We start from the raw sequence: 19629 nt of genomic DNA on the forward strand, positions 1-19629 counted from the left end.
GGCATCAGTAGAATTCCCTGCCCGCTGCAACCTGTAGTAGATTATTCAAGCGAGCATGGAACGTTACGAAGACTGGAGTGCCGAAGAACTGGCGATGGAGAGTTCTTTCATCGGCTGGGTGCTGGGCCTGTCAGACGAAGATGCCCTTTTCTGGGAAAACTGGCTGGCCAGTCATCCGCAGGCACACGGACGGGTGGAAGAGGCCCGTCGGCTGTTGCTTTCGTTCCGGGAAACAGCCGGTACCGAGCCGTCGGACGAAGCCGAAGAGGCCGACGTCCGGGCTGTGATGCGCCATATCCGCCGCCCGGCGGCCTTCCGCCGCTGGTTTATCCGCTCGGCTGCTGCGCTGGCGATTTTTGCCGGAGCCGGAACGGGCGTCTGGTATTACCTCACCCGGCAAACGAGTACTGTTACCGAATGGCATACGACTACGCAGGTACAGCAGGTCACCCTGCCTGACCAGAGCGTGGTAACCCTTTCCCCCAACAGCCACGCCCGCTACCGGGATGCGCCGAACGGCGAGCGTGTGGTGGAATTTTCGGGAGAAGCATTCTTCAAGGTTACCCGCAACGAACACCGGCCGTTCGTTATCTATGCCGGTAATATGGTCACCCGGGTATTGGGAACCAGCTTCTGGCTTCGGACCAAGCCGCAGGCGCGTACCATCGAGCTGGATGTAGTGACGGGGAAAGTAGCTGTTTATGACCGCCGTAACCGCCGGGTTGCCTACCAGTCGATGAATGAGGTTACCTTGTTGCCGAATCAGCGGGCGACCTATTCGACCACGACCGGCGACCTGAAAAAAGGACTTGTCGACAACCCTGTCGGCGAGGCCGCTCCTTCCGGACAATTCCGCTTCACCAATACGCCGATACAACTCATCACCGCCAAGCTCAGTAAAAAATACGGGATCGTCATTGACTTACCCGATCCGCTGGTGGGGTCCTGTACGTTTACCGGGGACCTCAACGACCTTTCTCTTTATGAACAGTTAGACCTGATTTGCCAATCCATTCACGCGAATTATCAAATCAAACAAGCCCAGATCGTCATCCGGGGTCAGGGCTGCCGCTAAGCCCCGACGTCCCACTCTGCCTCCTCATCCAAACCTCAAGTACCAAAAAAGCCGGCTGTGCGTCACCACAACCGGCCTGACCGTCCGAAATCCGTCACGATACGGACGGTACCCTTTGTCCATGTTTACCAAACAGAACATCACAAAAGTATGAAACATTCTATACGGTGCTCTACTGGCCGTAGCGTCCTGTACACACTTATGAGGATTTCGCTTGCGCAACTGTTCCTGCTGATCCTGACGGTGAGCCTTTCTCATGCACATGACGGGAAAGCTCAGGAAATTCTGAGCCGGCGCATTACGCTCCGGGCCGAGAAAAGCGACCTTCGCACCGTCCTCGGACAGATTGAACAACAGGCACTTGTCCGTTTTGCCTACAGCCCCCGGGCCATTCAGGCAGACCGCCGGGTGTCTCTTCAGGTCTCTTCCACTCCGCTGGCGGAGGTATTGAACAACCTGCTCCGTCCGATGTCCATTTCGTATGAAGTGGTTTCCGGACGTATTCTGCTGAAAACAGAAGAAACAACCGCACCTGCCAAAAAGGAAAGCCTCTTCCAGGCCGTCTCCTGGCAGGAATTTCCGGAATCCGTGCTGGATATTCCGGTAAGCGGTACTGTCCGCGATACCAAAACCGGCCAGCCGCTGCCAGGCGTGAGCGTCCTCGTCAAAGGAACCACGCGCGGTACGACGACGGACGCCGCCGGTCACTACCGCGTCACGGTCAGCACCTCATCTGACGCCCTTATTTTTTCGTTCGTGGGCTTTTCCCCGAAGGAAGAAATCGTCGGAACGCGGACAGAGATCAACGTTTCCCTTGATGACGATCAGAAACTGCTGAACGAAGTAGTCGTCACCGCTCTCGGTGTGAAGCGCGAAGAGCGCTCCCTCGGCTACGCCGTGCAGAAAGTCAACGGAGACATGCTGAAAACGGTCAAGGGTACGAGCGTCGCCACCTCCCTTACGGGTCGTGTTTCCGGTCTCTGGGTGAAAAACAGTACGGAATTCAACGAAGATCCGACGCTGTCTCTCCGGGGTGAAACGCCGCTGCTCGTGATCGATGGCGTACCGTACGGAAACATGAAGATCAACAACGTTCCGCAGGACGATATCGAAAGCATCGACGTGCTGAAAGGCCCTACCGCAGCAGCCCTTTACGGCTCGCGCGGGGGCAGCGGGGCGATTATCGTGACGACCAAGCGCGGCGCGTCTTCCAAAGGCCTGAGCATTTCGGTCAACTCCAACAACATGTTCAACGCCGGCTTCCTGATGCTGCCCGAAGTACAGCACAGCTACTCTGCCGGTCTGGGCGGCACCTACGATCCGACGGACTACGTCTGGGGCGCCAAGCTCGACATCGGTACCAAAGTACCGCAATGGAACCCCGAAACAAAGCAGATGGAGACGATGGAACTGACTTCCCGCGGGAAGAACAACTTCCAGAACTTCCTCGTACCGGGCCTGATTTCCAACAACAACATCAACATCACGCAGACGGGTGAAAACGGCAGCCTTCGCGCGTCACTGAACCATATTTACAACAAGGGTCAGTATCCGAACCTGCAATCCAACGCTATTAACTTCTCGCTCGGCGGGGAAATGAAGGTCAGCGAGCGCTTCTCCCTCAACAGCCAGATCGGCTATAACCGCAAGACGGCTCCCCAGGTAACCGGCTCCGGCTATACCAATCAGGGATACATGTACCAGATCCTGCTCTGGACGGGTCCGGAATACGACCTTTCAAAGTACCGCGACTACTGGATCGTTCCGAATCAGACGCAGAACTGGCACTACAAGGCCTGGTACGACAACCCGTACCTGATTGCCTATGAAAAGCTCAACGGCATCGAGCAGAACAAGATGAACGCCAGCCTGTCGGCCACGTATCAGCTGTTCCCCGGCGCCAAGATCGTGGTCCGCCCCGGTTTTGACTGGTACCAGAACGACGAGACCCGCCGTAACCCGCCCAATATCCTCTCGACCCGCGGCTGGAACGCGGCCGGTATGTACTCGATCGACAAACTGACGGGCTACAGCTTCAACGGCGACGCACTTTTCATGTACAACAAATCCATCGGCAAGCTGGGTATTGACGCACTCGCCGGGGGTACCATTTACAAGTACCAGGACCGGGATCTTTATGCAGCAACCCGCAGCGGGATCGTTATTCCGGGCTTTTACTCCCTGGCCAACTCGGTGGAGCGCCCGGACGTAAGCGCCTGGACCCGCCGCAAGCAGGTAAACAGCTTGTACGGAAAAGTGACCCTGTCGTATGACAACGCCCTCTTCCTCGATGTAACGGGCCGGAACGACTGGAGCTCGACGATGCCGAAGATTTCCCGTTCGTACTTCTACCCGTCTGTCGGCGGTAGCGTCGTGATGAGCGAATTCCTGAAAAACGCCATGCCGGCCTGGCTCGATTTCTGGAAACTCCGCGGTTCGTGGACGCTGTCGAAGAAAGACCTTGACGTGTATGCAACCAACCAGGCGTATACAACGACTACCGCCGATTGGGACAACTATAACTCAGCGCTTTACCCGACCACCATCCGCGGCGGCAACGTGAAGCCGGAAACTTTCCGTACCTGGGAAGTCGGTACATCTGCCTACTTCCTTGGCAAGCGCCTCCGGTTTGATGCCGCGTACTTCAACAAGTACAACTACAACATCCAGGCGAGCGCCAATATCTCGTCTATGTCCGGTTTCGGAACAACCCTCATCAACCTCGGGCAAACGCTCGTGCGCCGCGGGGTGGAACTGACGCTCGACGCGACCGTCATCAAGCGGGCCAACCTGCAATGGGACGCTACTGCCAACTGGTCGTTTAACCACCAGTACTTCAAGGCGTTGGATCCGGTCTACTCGGCAGATAACCTCTGGACGAAAGAGGGCAAACGGTACGATACCTACACCGGCAAAATCTGGGTAACCGATCCCTCCGGCAAGGTTGTGCACCGCTCAAACGGTATGCCGCTCGCCAGCGACTACAACTACCTCCTCGGCCTGACAGACCCGAACTTTGTCTGGGGTTTGTCGAACAACATCCGGTGGAACAACTTCCGTTTCGGTATTGCGTTTGACGGCCGCGTCGGAGGTATTCTGTACAACAACACCGCCTACAAGATGTGGGATACCGGTTCACACCCGGATTCTGACAACCAGTGGCGGTATGACGAAGTCGTCAACAAACAGACGTCTTACGTAGGTCAGGGTGTAAAAGTGGTTTCGGGGGAAGTCAAATACGACGCGTACGGCCAGATCACCAGCGATACCCGCGTATTTGCAGCCAACGACACCAAGGTTTCCTACCAGAGCTATGCCCGCAGCTATGGCGACGGCAAGCGCGGCGTCACGAACGCGACCTTCCTGAAACTCCGGGAAATCTCGATCGGCTATACCCTGCCGGGTTCGGTGGCGAAGCACGTAGGCGCGCGGTCGGCGATGGTCTCCTTCACCGGACAGAACGTCTGGATGTGGACGAAGGCCTTCCGGTATGCCGATCCGGACAAAGCTTCTGATACCGAATTGACTTCTCCGTCTGTTCGTTACCTCGGGATGAACATTCAACTCACCTTCTAGGCACCTGCACCGATGAGAACATACGCTTCCAAATACCTGCTTGCCGGTCTGCTCGTGTCGAGCCTGGCCGGATGTAACAAGTTCGACGAACTGAACTCGAACCCGGATACCGCCGTCAACGCCACGGCGCCCATGCTGGCTACCCGGATGATCCTCGATATCACCGAAAAGTCCATCAGTACGCAAAAGTCTTTCATTCAGCCGTTTCTGCTGAGCAAGTCGATGATCTGGACGGAGTTTGCCGAAGATTTTCAGTACAACTACCTCGGCCGCGCCAGCTTCGACGCCATGACGATTCTCACGAACGTCGAGAAGATGAAGAGCTATACCGTTGAAGGCCCGACCCGGAATTCCTTCACGGCTCTCGGCAACTTCGTCCGGGCATGGAAGTTCTACGAACAAACCATGCGCGTCGGTGATATTCCGTACAGCGATGCCGTGAAAGGCGAGCAAAACGTCATTTCCCCGAAGTACGATACGCAAAAGGAGGTCTTCGCGGGGATTCTCAACGAACTCGATCAGGCCGATAAGCTGTTTGCGGCGGGTGTCAAGTTCGACGGCGACCCGATCTACGGCGGCGACGTTACCAAATGGCGGAAGGCTGTCAATACCTTTGAACTTCAGGTATTGCTGAGTTTGTACAAGAAGACGGGCGAGACCGATCTGAAGATTGTGGAGCGGGCGAAAGACATCGTGGCCAACCGCCCGGTGTTTACCGGCAATGCCGACAACTTCCAGCTGGTTTATTCTGATAAAAACGAGCAACGCTATCCGTTCTACAAGCTCGGGAACCCATTCACGATCTACCCGATGGTGTCGGACGTACTGATCAGCAAGCTGAAGACCTTGCAGGACCGCCGGTTGTTTTACTATGCCAACCCGTCGCCTGTACAGGTAGCCGCCGGCAAAGCCGTCAGCGACTACGCCGCCTACAAGGGCACGGATCCGGCGATGGTCTACTCCGATATCAGCAAAATCTATACGTCGAAGGACTATTCCGGACTCAACAGCCGGTATACCGAAATGGCCAATGCCGAGCCGGTATTCCAGCTCAGCTATCCCATGCTGAAATTCATGCTGGCAGAAATGACGCTGCGCGGCTGGATTACGGGTACTGCTGCCGATCACTACAACGAAGGCGTGAAAGCGGCCCTGCAATTCGTAGCCGGCAATACGCCCGACAATGCAGACTACCACCACAACATGAAGATCACCGACGCATATATTACCACGTACCTGGCGTCTGACGGTGTGAAGCTGGCCGGTACCACCGAGCAGCAGATCGAGCAGATTCTGACGCAGAAATACCTGCATACGTTCCTTCATGCCCCGTATAATGCTTTCTTTGAGAACCGGCGGACCGGCTACCCGGCCTTCCCGATCAACACGGCCTCAAACGAAAACACACCTGCTGACAAAATGCCCGTCCGCTGGCTGTATCCCCAGAAAGAACTGGACTACAACAACGCCAACGTCACCAAGGCTATCACCAGCCAGTACGGGGGGAGTGATAATTTTAACCAGCAGATGTGGTTGTTGAAGTAGGTTGATTTTCAGTTTTCTGTTTGCAGTTTTCTGTTTTCAGTTGGGTTGGACATACGGACCGGCTCCTTCCGGATACAGAAAACTGCAAACCTGCTTTCTCACACGCCGACGCCTGCTGCCGGCGGCCCAACTGAAAACTGAAAACCACAAACTGAAAACTGAAAACCGCTTTCCTACCCATGCACCATCCCAGAAGAGACTTTCTCAAACAAGCAGCCATCCTCTCCGGTACGGCCGGGCTGTCCGGGTTGTTACCTGAGTCGGTTCAGAAAGCCTTCGCGATTAATCCGGAGGCCGGTACTACCTACCTTGACGCCGAGCATGTTGTGATCCTGATGCAGGAAAACCGGTCGTTCGACCATGCCTACGGCACCCTCCAGGGTGTCCGCGGCTACAGCGACCCGAGGGCGATCCTCCTGCCGAACGGCCGGAAAGTCTGGTTCCAGGCCAACGCCGAAGGCCGGACCTATGCCCCCTACCGGCTCAATATCCGCGATACAAAGGCTACCTGGATGAGCGCACTGCCTCACTCCTGGGAAAACCAGGTCGACGCCCGGAACAACGGCCGGTACGACGGCTGGCTCGACGCCAAGAAATCCGGTAACCCCGAATACGCTCAACTCCCGCTTACCCTCGGCCATTACAACCGGGAAGACCTCCCGTTTTACTACGCCCTGGCGGATGCCTTTACCGTGTGCGACCAGAATTTCTGCTCCTCGCTGACCGGTACCACGCCCAACCGCCTGTATCTCTGGACGGGCACTATCCGCGATCCCCGGAAACCGGAGGCAATTGCCAATGTCCGCAACGAAAACGTCGATTATACGGCGGAGGTGGACTGGACGACCTTCCCCGAACGGGTCGAAGACCTCGGCGTTTCCTGGAAAATCTACCAGAACGAAATCAGCCTGCCGTGCGGTTTCGAAGGCGAAGAATACGGCTGGCTGAGCAACTTCACCGACAACCCGATCGAGTGGTTTTCACAATACAAGGTGAAGTTTCATGCCCCGTACTACCGGTTTATCGAGAAGTACAGCAAGGTCGTTCCGGAGAATATCCAGCGTCTGGAGAAGAAACTCGCCGGACTGACCGAAAGCGACAGGGAATACAAGGAAACCCAGCGGGCCCTGCTCCAGCAGAAAAAATGGCAGGAGACCATCACAGCCGACCTCGTTACCTATGCGCCGGCCAACTACGAGCGCCTCAGCCAGCGGGAAAAAAACATTCACGAAAAGGCGTTTACGACCAATACCGGCGATGCGGACTACCACCAGCTGGCGTCAATCACCTATGACGACAACGGTACCCGCCGCGAAATGAAAGTACCCAAAGGCGATGTCCTCCATCAGTTCCGGGAAGACGTGAAGACCGGGAAGCTGCCGACGGTATCCTGGGTAGTCGCCCCGGAAAAGTTCTCCGACCACCCGAGCGTGCCCTGGTATGGCGCCTGGTACATTTCCGAGATGCTGGATATCCTGACCAGCAAGCCGGATGTCTGGAAAAAAACCATTTTCATTTTGGCGTATGACGAAAACGACGGCTACTTCGACCACGTGCCGCCCTTTGTCCCGCCGCATCCCGACAAGCCCGAAACCGGAAAAATCAGCGCCGGCATTGATACCCGGACGGAGTTCGTCACCGCCGAACAGGAAGCCGGTCGCCCCAACGGCCGGACCGGCCCGATCGGTCTGGGCTTCCGCGTGCCGCTGGTGATCGCATCGCCGTGGAGCCGGGGCGGATTCGTCAATTCCGAGGTATTTGACCATACGTCGGTCCTCCGGCTGCTCGAAAATTTCCTCAGCCACAAAACCGGCAAAACCGTTCGCGAAACCAATATCTCAGACTGGAGACGGGAGATTTGTGGAGACCTGTCGTCCGTTTTCCGTCCTTACAACGGAGAGAAGATCGGTCTTCCGGCGTCGGTCGACCGCGACCCCTTCCTCGCCGGTATTCACCAGGCGCAGTTCCGTCGTCTTCCGACTGATTTCCATTCTTTTTCGGAAGAAGATTTCAAGACCGGCAAGGCGGCGTCCTATCTCCCGAAACAGGAAAAAGGTATCCGGGCGTCGTGTGCACTGCCGTATGAACTCTCGGCACACGGCGAGCGGAAAGACGGTGGTGTTTTTGTACATTTCGAATCAGCAGGCGCGAGCGCTCCCTTCGCCGTTTACGACATAAAAGCAAACGCCAACCGCCATTATACCGTCCGGAAGGGTGACCGACTGTCGGACGGCTGGAATACGGACGCCGAACTTCACGTGTACGGGCCTAACGGATTTTTCCGTTCGTTCGCCGGCCTTCTGCCCGTGCTCGATGTACGTTGTTATTACCAGAAAGACGGGAAGGGCCGGCCTACCGGCGCGCTCGTTCTCAAACTGAAAAACACGGGAGATCCGATCGCCCTCGAGCTGGTTCACCTGGCCTATGGCTACAAAAACCAGTCTTTCACGCTCAAAAAAGGAGAAGAAAAAACGCTGGTACTGAAGTTGTCGGATAGTCATCATTGGTATGATTTCCGTATTCAGTCGAAGCAGATACCCGCTTACAGCCAGCAGTTTGCCGGTCGGGTTGAAACCGGTTCGCACGGTTTCACCGATCCGCAGCTGGGAAGCTGAATCCTTCAGGCGGGCGGAAATCCGGAACCTTTCCGCCCGCTTTTTCCGATTACCCAGGCCGCAGCCAGAGTCCCTTTTCAAGTATAAACCTGTCAAGTTTCATGGCTGAAGCGCAAAAAGAGCTGAAAAAAGCATTAACACCCGTCCACCTCTGGGCGATTGGTGTCGGATTGGTTATTTCCGGAGAATACTTCGGCTGGAATTACGGCTGGGGTGTCGCCGGCACCGTCGGACTACTCATCGCGACGCTGGTCATCACGGCCCTTTACTTCACGTTTATTTTCAGTTTTACGGAACTGACGACGGCCATACCGCACGCCGGCGGTCCGTTTGCTTATTCCCTTAAAGCCTTTGGCCCACTCGGCGCGCTCATAGCCGGGTATGCCACGCTGATTGAGTTTTTGTTTGCTACTCCCGCCATTGCCCTCGCCCTGGGCAGCTACCTGCATTTTTTGTACCCTGCGATATCGATTCAGCTGGCGTCGGTGGCGTCGTTTGTTGTCTTTACCATTGTCAACATGCTGGGTATCAAGGAAGCCGCGTGGTTTTCACTCATCATGACAATTCTGGCGATTGTTGAGCTGCTGGTATTCATCGCCGTCGTTGCGCCGCATTTTCAGTTGCAGACGTTTCTGCACAATCCGATGCCCTTCGGCTGGAGCGGCGTTTTCGCTGCCCTGCCGTTTGCCATCTGGCTGTTTGTATGCCTGGAAGGCGTGGCAATGGTGGCTGAAGAAGTAAAAGACGGTCACCGCGCCATCGCCCGTGGCTATATTTCTGCGCTGCTCACGCTGGCGGTACTGGCGCTGGCAGTAATGATTTGCGTGGGCGGGATTGCTGATTGGGAAAAACTCGACCACCTCGATTATCCGCTTCCTGAATCCATCGCATTGGTACTGGGTCGTGAGAATCCGGTTACGAAGCTATTTGCCAGCGTCGGTCTGTTCGGTCTCGTCGCATCTTTCCACGGCATCATCATCAGCTACTCCCGGCAGCTATTTGCCCTGGCGCGGGCGGGGTACCTTCCGGCCGGTCTGGCGAAGGTATCGCCCAAACGGCAGGTACCGTATGTCGCATTGGTGATTGGAGCGGGGCTGGGTATCCTGGCTCTTTTTTTGCTGGATACGAGCAAGCTGGTGATTCTGTCAACAGTTGGCGCGGTCGTCGTATACATCGTCAGCATGCTGGCGCTGTTCCGTCTCCGCAAGACCCAGCCGGATCTGGAGCGGCCGTTTAAAGCGCCGCTATATCCCTATTTCCCGGCTATTGCCCTTGGCCTCGCAACGATTGCGCTCGCGGCGATGGCCTGGAGCTATCCGTGGCTATGCCTTCTTTTCTTCGGGGGACTGGCCGCGATCACCCTCTTTTTCTACCTTTCCGGACGATACAAGCAGGCCCTGCCTACCAACGCATGAGCTATTCCTGTACCATACGCGGCTTTACGTACCGGTTCGAAGACCTGCGCGACCTGCTGGCCAAAGCCAGCCCGCTGCGCTCGGGAGACGTACTCGCCGGCCTCGCCGCTGCCAGCTACGAGGAGCGGGTGGCTGCGCAGATAGCCCTCGCCGATGTTCCGCTGACGCGTTTTCTGGAGGAATTATTGATTCCGTATGAAGAGGACGAAGTAACCCGGCTGATTGTCGACGAACACGACGCCGAAGCCTTCCATGCGATCCGGTCGTTTACCGTCGGGCAGTTTCGCGACTGGCTGCTGAGCGATCAGGCCGACCGGTATACCCTCGAACGCCTTCGTCCCGGCCTGACGCCGGAGATGGTCGCCGCGGTTTCGAAACTGATGCGCAATCAGGATCTTATCCTCGTCGCGCGAAAATGTGAGGTCGTTACCCGGTTCCGCAATACCGTCGGCCTGCACGGGCACCTCTCGGTCCGGTTGCAGCCCAACCATCCGGTAGACGATACCAAAGGCATCGCCGCCAGCATCATAGACGGCCTGATGTACGGCAGCGGAGATGCCGTGATCGGTATCAACCCGGCAACGGACAACACCGCGGCCGTCGCCCGTCTGCTCTACATGATCGACGGCCTGCGGGAGCGCTTTTCCATGCCTACGCAGAGCTGCGTGTTAAGCCATGTTACCACTACCCTGGAACTCATCCGGCAGAACGTGCCGGTTGATCTGGTATTCCAGTCTATCGCGGGAACGGAAAAGGCCAACGCCAGTTTCGGTGTCAGCCTTTCTCTTTTGCAGGAAGCCTACGAAGCGGGTCTTTCCCTGCGCCGGGGTACGGTCGGGCAAAACCTGATGTACTTTGAGACGGGCCAGGGCAGCGCGCTGTCGTCCGGTACGCATGCCGGCGTTGATCAGCAGACCTGTGAAGTCCGGGCTTATGCTGTCGCGCGGAAGTTTCAACCGTTTCTGGTCAATTCGGTCGTCGGGTTTATCGGCCCTGAATACCTCTTTGACGGCAAGCAGATTACACGTGCCGGCCTGGAAGATCATTTCTGCGGAAAGCTCCTCGGCCTGCCGATGGGGATGGACATCTGCTATACCAATCACGCCCAGGCCGATCAGGACGACATGGATAACCTGCTCACCCTGCTCGGCGTGGCGGGTATCAATTTCATCATGGGCGTACCCGGCGCGGATGACATCATGCTCAACTACCAATCGACATCCTTTCACGACGCTCTGTATCTGCGGCGGGTACTTGGTCTCCGCCCGGCGCCGGAGTTTGAGGCCTGGCTGTTGCAGCAGGGAATCATGGATGAAACCGGTCACCGTCTTCCGGGAGCGGGCAGCCGCCAACTGGTAGCTCAATTCTTTTCGTGATGATACAGCCTTTTGAAGAAGACGAGTGGAACGTCCTGAAAACGTATACCGACGCCCGGATTGCGCTTGGCCGTACGGGTGTTTCGGTACCTATGCGGGAATCGCTGGCCTTCCGCCTCGCTCACGCCCACGCGAAAGATGCAGTATATTCCGAGCTGGCCGACCTTTCGGGTGAACTGAAAGACGCCGGTTTTGACTTCATCCGCGTACGCAGCCGCGCCGGTACCCGCGACGAGTACCTGCGCCGGCCTGACCTGGGCCGTATCCTTGATCCTGATTCAACAGAGACTTTACAGCCATCCGGATCACCGGATATCCTTGTCATTATAGCCGACGGACTATCGGCCTCCGCCGTGAATGAAAATGCGCTGCCGGTACTTCTCCGTCTCCGGGAAAAAGCGTCGGAAAGAGGCCTCACGCTCGGGCCTGTCGTGCTGGCGGAGCAGGCGCGTGTTGCGCTCGCGGATGAAATCGGCTCGCGCCTGAACGCCCGACTGACGGTCATCCTGATCGGCGAGCGGCCGGGGCTCAGCTCCGCCGACAGCATGGGAGCCTACCTGACCTTCGCGCCGCAACCCGGGCTGACCGACGAGCGCCGGAACTGCATCTCCAACATCCGGAGGCAGGGCCTGATTCCGGACCTGGCCGCAGACAAAATCATGTACCTCATTGAAGGCGCTTTCCGGCTCGGGATTTCGGGAGTAGGGTTGAAAGACGATTCGGGCGGACCGCCGGACGGGGCACTGATTTCAGGAGTTTGACAAATAACGGGCGGTTTTTCAAGAAAAACCGCCCGTTATTTTTTTTCAACGCAGACAGGGGATATCCTGTATTCAGCAACGACAATATTGGATTATTCCGATCCGCGTTGTTCATTCGTGTTTTAATCCGTCCTCTATGAAATACTTTTCTACTTCTCTCGCCGTGCTGCTCAGCACGGGTCTCTACGCACAAGTTGGTATCGGCACTACCACGCCGCAAGCCGGTCTTCATGTCGCTGACAGCGCGGTCGTTTTCTCTGCCGACGGCGATATCTCCGGCTCAAAAGGAGTGCCGGTTACCGGCGGAGGCCGCCGCCTGATGTGGTATCCAGAAAAAGCTGCCTTTCGGGTGGGATACGTCGGGTCGTACGGCACTGCGTACTGGAACACCTCCAACGTTGGAAATTACTCCTTTGCGACCGGAAACAATACCCGGGCGTCGGGAACAAACTCCTTTGCCGCCAACCTGGCAACGACCGCCAGCGGCTCGGAAAGCGTTGCATTCGGCAACAATGGAACAGCTTCCGCTGATCGCTCCTTTGCCTTCAACGGGACCGCGAGCGGCATCGGGGCAGTAGCGATCGGCAGCGGCGCCCAGGCATTAAATGACGACGCCCTGGCGATGGGCCCGTCGTCCTTCGCCAGCGGACTGGCCTCTATCGTTCTCGGTCCATCCATCGCCAGAGGAAGCTTCGGCGTCGCAATCGGATTGCAAAACAGTGCGCGGGGCAATTTCTCGATGGCCCTGGGAAAAAATGCCCGCGCCGGGCACCAGGGGTCTATCGTCATCAGCGACGCCAGCGCGGGCTTCAGTTCCGACAGCGCCTACAGCACCCTCAATAACCAGCTGACTATGCGGTTTGTCGGCGGGATGCGCCTCTTTACTACCCAATCCATGACAACCGGCGTAACGATTTCGCCCGGCGGAGGATCGTGGGATAGCGTCAGCGACCGGCGCAAAAAACAGAACTTCCGGCCTGTCAATGCAGAAGAGATTCTCCGTCGTGTATCCGGCATGCCGCTGACTTCCTGGAATTACAAGACGCAGCCTACCGGCGAGCGTCACATCGGGCCGATGGCGCAGGACTTCTTCGCCGCCTTCGGGCACGAGGGCATCGGCAGTGATACAACGATCAATACGGTCGACATCGACGGTGTCAACATGGCCGCCATCCAGGCGCTGCATAAACGGACGGAAACCCTCAAAAGCGAAAACAACGTACTCCGCGCGAAGCTGCAAAAGTTGGAAGAACGCCTGCTGTTACTCGAGCGGATGTCGGCCAGCCGGATTACACGATCCGGCAAGCGGTACGCCAGCCAATAATGTTACCTGAATTTCAGGTCATTACTTCTCTTTCTGATTTTTATTCCTGCGAAGACAGTCGTACGCAGAATGTTTCTCCCTGAAACGTCGTTAGTTCAGCAAGACGATTTTCTGCGTATGACTGTTTCTTCCCCCAAAGACGAACTCGCCAATGCCCTGACCCACGGTCTGGGGGCCATGCTGGCTGTGGCAGCCCTGGTGCTGCTGGTTGTTTTTTCTGCGATTTATGGCTCAGCCCTGCATGTGGTGAGCTTCACCGTTTTCGGCAGTACGCTGGTCATCCTGTACCTGGCGTCTACGCTATACCATAGTTTCTCGGGCGAACGGGTCAAGGCTCTTTTTCAGAAACTGGACCATATGTCTATTTTCCTGCTGATCGCCGGGACCTATACGCCGTTCTGTCTGGTAGCGCTGCCCAACTGGATCGGCTGGACGCTGTTCGGTATTATTTGGGGCAGCGCCGCGATCGGCATCGTCCTGAAAGCCTGGTTCACCGGTAAAAAAGAAGCCCTCTCCACTGCCATGTACATCGTCATGGGATGGGTAGCCCTGATTGCCATCAAACCGCTGTATGATGCCCTGCCGGGCGTGAGTTTTGCGTTGCTCCTCGCCGGCGGCGTCAGCTACACCGCCGGGACCTATTTCTTTGCCCGGGACCGCAAACCGTACTTCCACAGTATCTGGCACCTGTTTGTGCTGGGCGGAAGCGTGCTGCATTTCTTCGCAGTCCTTTTTCTTCTTTAACCTTACCGGCTATACGGCAACTGCACCGTTTCCGTCCAGAAGCGGCAAAAAGTACTCCACACCCGCGTCAGCGCCTGAAAACTATCGGGCTTGACGATGTACGAATTCGCGCCGAGTGAATAAGCCTTCCGGATACTGTCCGGACTCCCGCATGTCGAAAAAACGACGACGGGAATGTTCCGCCACTCCATCGACGTTTTCACTTTCGAAAGCAGTTCCATGCCGTTCATTCGCGGCAGGTTCAGGTCGATCATCAGCAATGACGGTTTTTCCGGCATTGTCGACAGCCACTCGAGCGCCTGCGCGCCGTTTTCCGCAAACCGGAGTTCGCAGAGTGATTCGTCTTCCGAGCTGACCTGGGAAAGCAATTCACGATCGTCCCGGTCGTCTTCGACGATTAAAAAAAGAGGTTTCATTACCCGTTCTGTTTAGGCAACCTGAGATAGTTCGTATCGGGGCAGCCTTGCTGCGGGTATGGGGAGTAAGCTGTTTTTACGAATAGGCAAGAAGCGCGGAACGAGGGGTAAAACTATACGTTTAGAACCGACTCCCCTAAGATTCAGGCAGTTATTTTCCCGGTTCTTCGAATTGTCCTTAAGAAGCGGTGCTCCCGGCACCTGATGCTTCCTCTCTCCCATGATCATCCTATTTCGTTTCTTATTTCATTAAAATATCAATGTGTTATTATTATATAAATACTTATTATATTTGCACAAACAATAAAACAATGATACAGCAAACGATTTCCGTCACGACAAAAGAGGCAAGCGCCGCGCAGCTCTGGAGACTCATGGCAGCGGTAGATCAATGGGCCGACTGGGATCCGACGATCGAATCGGCCCGGCTTTCCGGTCCTTTTGCCACCGGTTCACGTTTCAAACTGCGGCCGAAGGGAGGACCTGCTGTGACAATACGGCTCGAAGAAGTCCGCGAGGGCGCCTATTTCCGGGATTGTACCCGGTTTCCCGGCGCCCGGATGTATGGCGAGCACTGGTATGAACCCGTCGCAGACGGCCTCAAAATCACCGTAACGATGACCATGCGCGGTCCGCTCGGCTTTTTGTGGAACCGGCTGGTGATGAAAGATATTGTCGCAAACCTGCCGGAAGACCTGAAACGCCAGATCAGCAACGCGCGGTAATTTTGGGCAGGCCGGGCACACGCTTCCTTATTCTGCGAAATCGCGGAAAATGGCGTTACTTTGGTCTGCCGAACCACGCAGACGGATCATGAACGACACGGTATTTAGCTTCGGAAAAGCAGAAGACAGCCCGGGATACCTCCTCTGGCAGGTCACCACGCTCTGGCAGCGGGAAATCAAGAAACGCCTGGACGAACTCAACGTCACCCACTCCCAGTATGTCCTACTGGCGAGTCTGCTATGGCTGACCGGGCAGGAACGCCCGGTTACGCAGATAGACCTTTCATTACATAGCAAAATCGATCCGATGACGACGTCGACGGTACTCCGGACCCTTGAAAAGAAAGGCTGGGTACAGCGTGCCGAACATCCAACGGACACGCGGGCGAAGACTGTCGTCCTCACGCCGGCAGGTATCGATCTGGTACGCCGGGCGATTCCGGTAGTGGAGCAGACAGACCTTTCGTTTTTTTCTGCTACTGACGTCGGAGAATTGAACCGTCACCTGCGGAAACTGATCGGCTGAAAAAGACCGGTCCCGGTACTCCCCGTATTTAACTACAGGACCGGGCTCGCAGCCTCCGCGGACAACGATTGTAGAAACGCAACCAAATCCGCTTTTTCTGTATGGGTCAGCCGGAGCGGATCGGGAGACAGGGTTTGGTGAGGGATATCGAGTCCGAGGCCCTGCCCGCCTCCCCGATCGTAAAATTCAACTACTTCTTCGAGCGTACGGTATACCCCGTTGTGCATGTACGGGGACGTCAGGGCGCTGTTCCGCACGGTCGGCGTTTTGAACGCACCGCGGTGGAAGTCGGCGCCGGTCAGCGCGAACTTACCCGGATCACGGTTGGGTTTCGGATTTTTCCAGCCCGTTATAGCTGGCACCCCGATTACTTCACTCTCCGTTTTCTCGAAAAAAGGTGGTACAGTACCGTTGGTCAGTGGCAGAAAATGGCACGTGGCACATTTTGCTTTTCCCGCGAAGAGGTTGAATCCGCGCTTTTCCTCCGGCGAAAGCAGCGTCGTTTCTCCGTTCATATACCGGTCGAAACGGCTGTCGAGCGCCGTAAGGCTCCGCTCGTAGGTTGCCAGCGCGTGCCGGATGGTTTCGGCAGAAGCGCCACCCGCATAGGCTGCCCGAAAAGCCTGGTCATAGGTCGGCTGGCGACGGATTTTCGCCGCCGCTACTTCCAGCGAACCGTGCATTTCCTCCTGATTACCAATCACATCCGTCGCCTGATCTTCCAGGTATACTACCCGGGAGTCATAAAAGAGCCGCGCCTGTAGTGCTACGTTCAGGAGGGAAGGCGCATTGCGGAGCAGGGGTTTGCCGGACAGAGAGATGCTCGTCGCCCGGTCTTCGCTAAACGCCCGGTCCGGGCGATGGCAGCCTGCGCAGGATCGCGTCCCGTCTCCCGAAAGGACGGGATCGGAAAACAGGCGCTTTCCCAGTATTATCCGGGCGATGGTCGTTGTATCAGCAGCGCCGGCCCGAAAATGGTCGGGATCTACAGCCGCGTTTCCGAAAAAGCTCTCGCTGTCATTGCGGAGGAGCGACGACGTCCGGATGCGTTCGATGCCACGCTCTTTCCGGAAGCGGTTCAGCTCCCGCACAAGCGGATTCAGGCAGGTGGAGATAAAGGAAAGGCGGTTGAATTCATTGAATTGGCCGCCCAGCGAGGCCTCGGCTTTCCGGAAAAGGCGATCAAGTTCCGGATCTTCATACACCGCGAGTATTTCCCGTAGCGACGCGAGCGATGCGCGGGCTTCGGGCAGCGAATGAAGGGCTACCGACGAATCGAATCCGGTGATTCCCAGCGACATAATCCGCAACAGCTCCTGCCGGACGGCGTCGAGTATGTGTGCGTCGGTAAGCTGGTTGGAGGCCGTTACCCACCGGAGCCGGTTCATGTTGGCGCGGAGGATATCCGTATGCCCGGCTAGCTCGCCCGCCCGGGCAGTGTCCCACTCCGGAAAGAGCAGGGCTTCTACTACCTGAAAACCTTCGGGTGGAATTACTTTGTTGTCGTCTTCCTCGAACTCATCCAATGGCGGCCCGTTCAGGTTCCGGGCAGTTTCCGGGAAATAGTACTCCGTCAGCCATTCCACGCGCTTGTATGCCAGGCGGGCAGCGCGGAAACGCCGGTGCAGTTCCGGACCGGTAACATGCCCGTCCACCCCTGCTTCCAGCTGCTCAACGGCCGTGACCAGCTGCGCGACGCGCTCCCGGAAGAGCGCTTCCACACGTTCCGACGATGCAGGCTCCTTCCGGCAGCCCGTCCATAAAACGAGAAAAAACAAGCAGTACCAACGCATACGAAAAACAAGTAACCTTCCTGCCACGACAGGAAGGTTATCCAATTACATGGGAAATAACTAACGGGGAAGTCCTTTGATAATCACGACCTGACTGGCCTGATTCTCAGCTTTGCGAACGCTGCCGCCGTCGACGCCGGCATACGACGCCGAACGCCAGGTATGCGGCTGTACCATCAGCATGAAAGTACCTTCGATACCGGTTTGCTCGGAGATATCGACCAGCGAGCCATACTCCCAGTCGCCGAATTTGGACAGGGCGAATTGAGTATCCGGGCCGGAACCTACGTTCGTCTGGTTGTATTTTTCCTTGTCGGCAGCCGTGCGGCGGTGGTCGAGTTCAAATACGACCTTGAGCTCGCCGGTGGCGATATTGTATTGATAGAGATAGCTGTCGTGCGTTTCGTCGCCGTAGCCGTTCGGATCTTCCTGGATGTAGACGTAGTTTTTCGTCACACAGATATTATCCGGATCCTGGAATTTGCCGGCTTTGCCGCTGCGGTCGTCGCCGTCGAGGACTACTTCCAGCTTTCCCTTGAGCGGATCGGCAGCGTCGAGCGTCAGGCGGTACGTACGGCCGTACTTGGTACGGGACTTATCGGCGTTGGCGCCGGTGGTATTCTGGCCCGTGACGTTGAAGTATACTTCACGACCTACGCCATCCTTGCGGTAGTCGATGTCTTCAACCCGGCCAAACTTGATGGATTTCAGGTCTTTGTCGACTTTCTCGTTGAGCTGACGGCCCGTCAGGGTTTGGGGAGCATCAATTTTTGCAAACTCTACATCGTATGACTGACTGACGACCATATCCGTCTCCTTCTGGTTCTGGTCTTTCCGGCGGAGGGTATAGTAGGAGCCGTTGTCGAGGTCGCCGGTTTTGTCAGCCAGGTAGAGGAATACCTGCCCGCCGTTGGTACCGCTGTCATCGTCGCCGACGAGAATCGCCGTTTTGCCGGGATAGGCCGTCTTCGGCAGGGGAAGTGCCTGCTCGGCGTTCTGGCGGCCGAGGGAAGCCTTCGTCCGGGACATACCCGCACTGGAAGCCGGGGCCGTCGGGTCGAGGACATGAATCTGCGATTCTTCGCTCGATTCGCCACAGGTCAGGTACAGCGGTCCGAAACCATGCTCAGCCGGCGTAGCCAGCGTTGCGGAGCAAAGGCGGTACTGACCGCCGTCGGAGTTGAGGATGTACTCTCCCTTGACCGGCTTAAAGGTTTTGTCGAGCGTAATCCGCGAGACCGAAAAGTTGTCTTCGTGGTTGACGAGCAGGGAGAACGTTCCGTCGGCGTTTTTCAGGAGACCGGAGCCATCGGCCGAACCGCCGAATACGAAGGAAGGCGATTCCGCCAGCTTGTCGTCCGTTCCGACGAGCGCGAACAGCTCAAGCGCGTCGAAACCCGTTTGTTTTTTCAGGAGTACAGGCGTGGTGGAGTGGCTTTTCAGCACGACTTGCGACTGGGGAGTATTGTTGTCGTCGTCGTTGTTGCAGGCCAGCAGGGCCATCGTCAGGAATGCCGTTGTCGTAAGCGTACGTTTCATACAGATTGGGTAAAAGTTGAATGCACAAAAATCACCGGCCTGTATTACTCCCGTGTTACCTCCGTTTTATCAAATTGTCATCAGCGGTTTTTGATGTTTCCGGAAGGGATTTATCGCTATACTTTTTTGCAACAGGATCATTCTCAGTATTTTCAACCGTAGCGGAGGAGGTAGTGTGAAATTTGAAAAGGACTTCCCA

General features: G+C 56.5%; 14 protein-coding genes. 11 read left to right on the forward strand and 3 right to left on the reverse strand.

Translation table 11 applies throughout. From position 1 onward, the window contains the following. Positions 1–55: 55 nt before the first annotated feature. The 9 genes from BLR09_RS02510 (at position 56) to trhA (ending at position 14431) form a co-directional block, all read left to right on the forward strand. Positions 56–1075 (forward strand): FecR domain-containing protein, encoded by a 1020-nt coding sequence (locus tag BLR09_RS02510; protein ID WP_093197274.1) that lies wholly within the window; start codon positions 56–58, stop codon positions 1073–1075. 201 nt (positions 1076–1276) lie between these two features. Next, positions 1277–4651 carry a SusC/RagA family TonB-linked outer membrane protein gene (locus tag BLR09_RS02515; RefSeq protein ID WP_176785420.1) on the forward strand — a complete coding sequence of 1125 codons (3375 nt, stop codon included), beginning with the start codon at positions 1277–1279 and terminating at the stop codon, positions 4649–4651. Positions 4652–4663: 12 nt separating this feature from the next. Continuing rightward, positions 4664–6196: a SusD/RagB family nutrient-binding outer membrane lipoprotein gene (locus BLR09_RS02520; RefSeq protein WP_093197279.1), complete on the forward strand. Its 1533-nt coding sequence runs from the start codon at positions 4664–4666 to the stop codon at positions 6194–6196. A gap of 179 nt (positions 6197–6375) precedes the next feature. Continuing rightward, positions 6376–8811, forward strand: a complete 2436-nt coding sequence (locus BLR09_RS02525; RefSeq protein ID WP_093197280.1) for a phosphocholine-specific phospholipase C — start codon at positions 6376–6378, stop codon at positions 8809–8811. Positions 8812–8912: 101 nt separating this feature from the next. Continuing rightward, positions 8913–10226: an ethanolamine permease gene (gene eat, locus BLR09_RS02530; RefSeq protein ID WP_093197282.1), complete on the forward strand. Its 1314-nt coding sequence runs from the start codon at positions 8913–8915 to the stop codon at positions 10224–10226. Beyond that, a complete protein-coding gene (locus tag BLR09_RS02535; RefSeq protein ID WP_093197283.1) occupies positions 10223–11602 on the forward strand; it encodes an ethanolamine ammonia-lyase subunit EutB in 1380 nt (459 codons plus the stop codon). The genes eat and BLR09_RS02535 overlap by 4 nt, the downstream gene beginning before the upstream one ends. Continuing rightward, positions 11602–12363, forward strand: coding sequence for an ethanolamine ammonia-lyase subunit EutC (gene eutC / locus BLR09_RS02540; RefSeq protein WP_093197285.1), 762 nt, complete (start codon positions 11602–11604; stop codon positions 12361–12363). The genes BLR09_RS02535 and eutC overlap by 1 nt, the downstream gene beginning before the upstream one ends. A 136-nt stretch (positions 12364–12499) precedes the next feature. After that, the gene (locus tag BLR09_RS02545) at positions 12500–13687 is read left to right on the forward strand and encodes a tail fiber domain-containing protein (protein ID WP_093197287.1); all 1188 of its coding nucleotides are present in this window, start codon (positions 12500–12502) and stop codon (positions 13685–13687) included. Between the two features lie 117 nt (positions 13688–13804). Further along, positions 13805–14431 (forward strand): PAQR family membrane homeostasis protein TrhA, encoded by a 627-nt coding sequence (gene trhA, locus BLR09_RS02550; RefSeq protein ID WP_093197839.1) that lies wholly within the window; start codon positions 13805–13807, stop codon positions 14429–14431. Between the two features lie 2 nt (positions 14432–14433). Here trhA and BLR09_RS02555 read toward each other — a convergent pair whose 3' ends face one another. After that, complete coding sequence (locus tag BLR09_RS02555) at positions 14434–14847, reverse strand: response regulator (protein WP_093197290.1); 414 nt, start codon at positions 14845–14847, stop codon at positions 14434–14436. A 311-nt stretch (positions 14848–15158) separates the two neighbouring features. Between BLR09_RS02555 and BLR09_RS02560 the strand changes: the two genes are divergently transcribed. Together BLR09_RS02560 and BLR09_RS02565 are read left to right on the forward strand one after the other, a co-directional pair. After that, positions 15159–15572 carry an SRPBCC family protein gene (locus BLR09_RS02560; RefSeq protein ID WP_093197292.1) on the forward strand — a complete coding sequence of 138 codons (414 nt, stop codon included), beginning with the start codon at positions 15159–15161 and terminating at the stop codon, positions 15570–15572. Between the two features lie 88 nt (positions 15573–15660). After that, positions 15661–16098, forward strand: coding sequence for a MarR family winged helix-turn-helix transcriptional regulator (locus BLR09_RS02565; protein ID WP_218126576.1), 438 nt, complete (start codon positions 15661–15663; stop codon positions 16096–16098). Between the two features lie 32 nt (positions 16099–16130). On the opposite strand, the gene BLR09_RS02570 is transcribed toward BLR09_RS02565, so the two are convergent. Then, positions 16131–17891: a cytochrome c peroxidase gene (locus BLR09_RS02570; protein ID WP_093197295.1), complete on the reverse strand. Its 1761-nt coding sequence runs from the start codon at positions 17889–17891 to the stop codon at positions 16131–16133. 60 nt (positions 17892–17951) lie between these two features. After that, positions 17952–19430 carry a hypothetical protein gene (locus BLR09_RS02575; protein WP_093197297.1) on the reverse strand — a complete coding sequence of 493 codons (1479 nt, stop codon included), beginning with the start codon at positions 19428–19430 and terminating at the stop codon, positions 17952–17954. Positions 19431–19629: the final 199 nt, after the last annotated feature.

Origin of the sequence: Siphonobacter aquaeclarae, from assembly GCF_900103285.1 — a bacterium.
Lineage (GTDB): Bacteria > Bacteroidota > Bacteroidia > Cytophagales > Spirosomataceae > Siphonobacter > Siphonobacter aquaeclarae.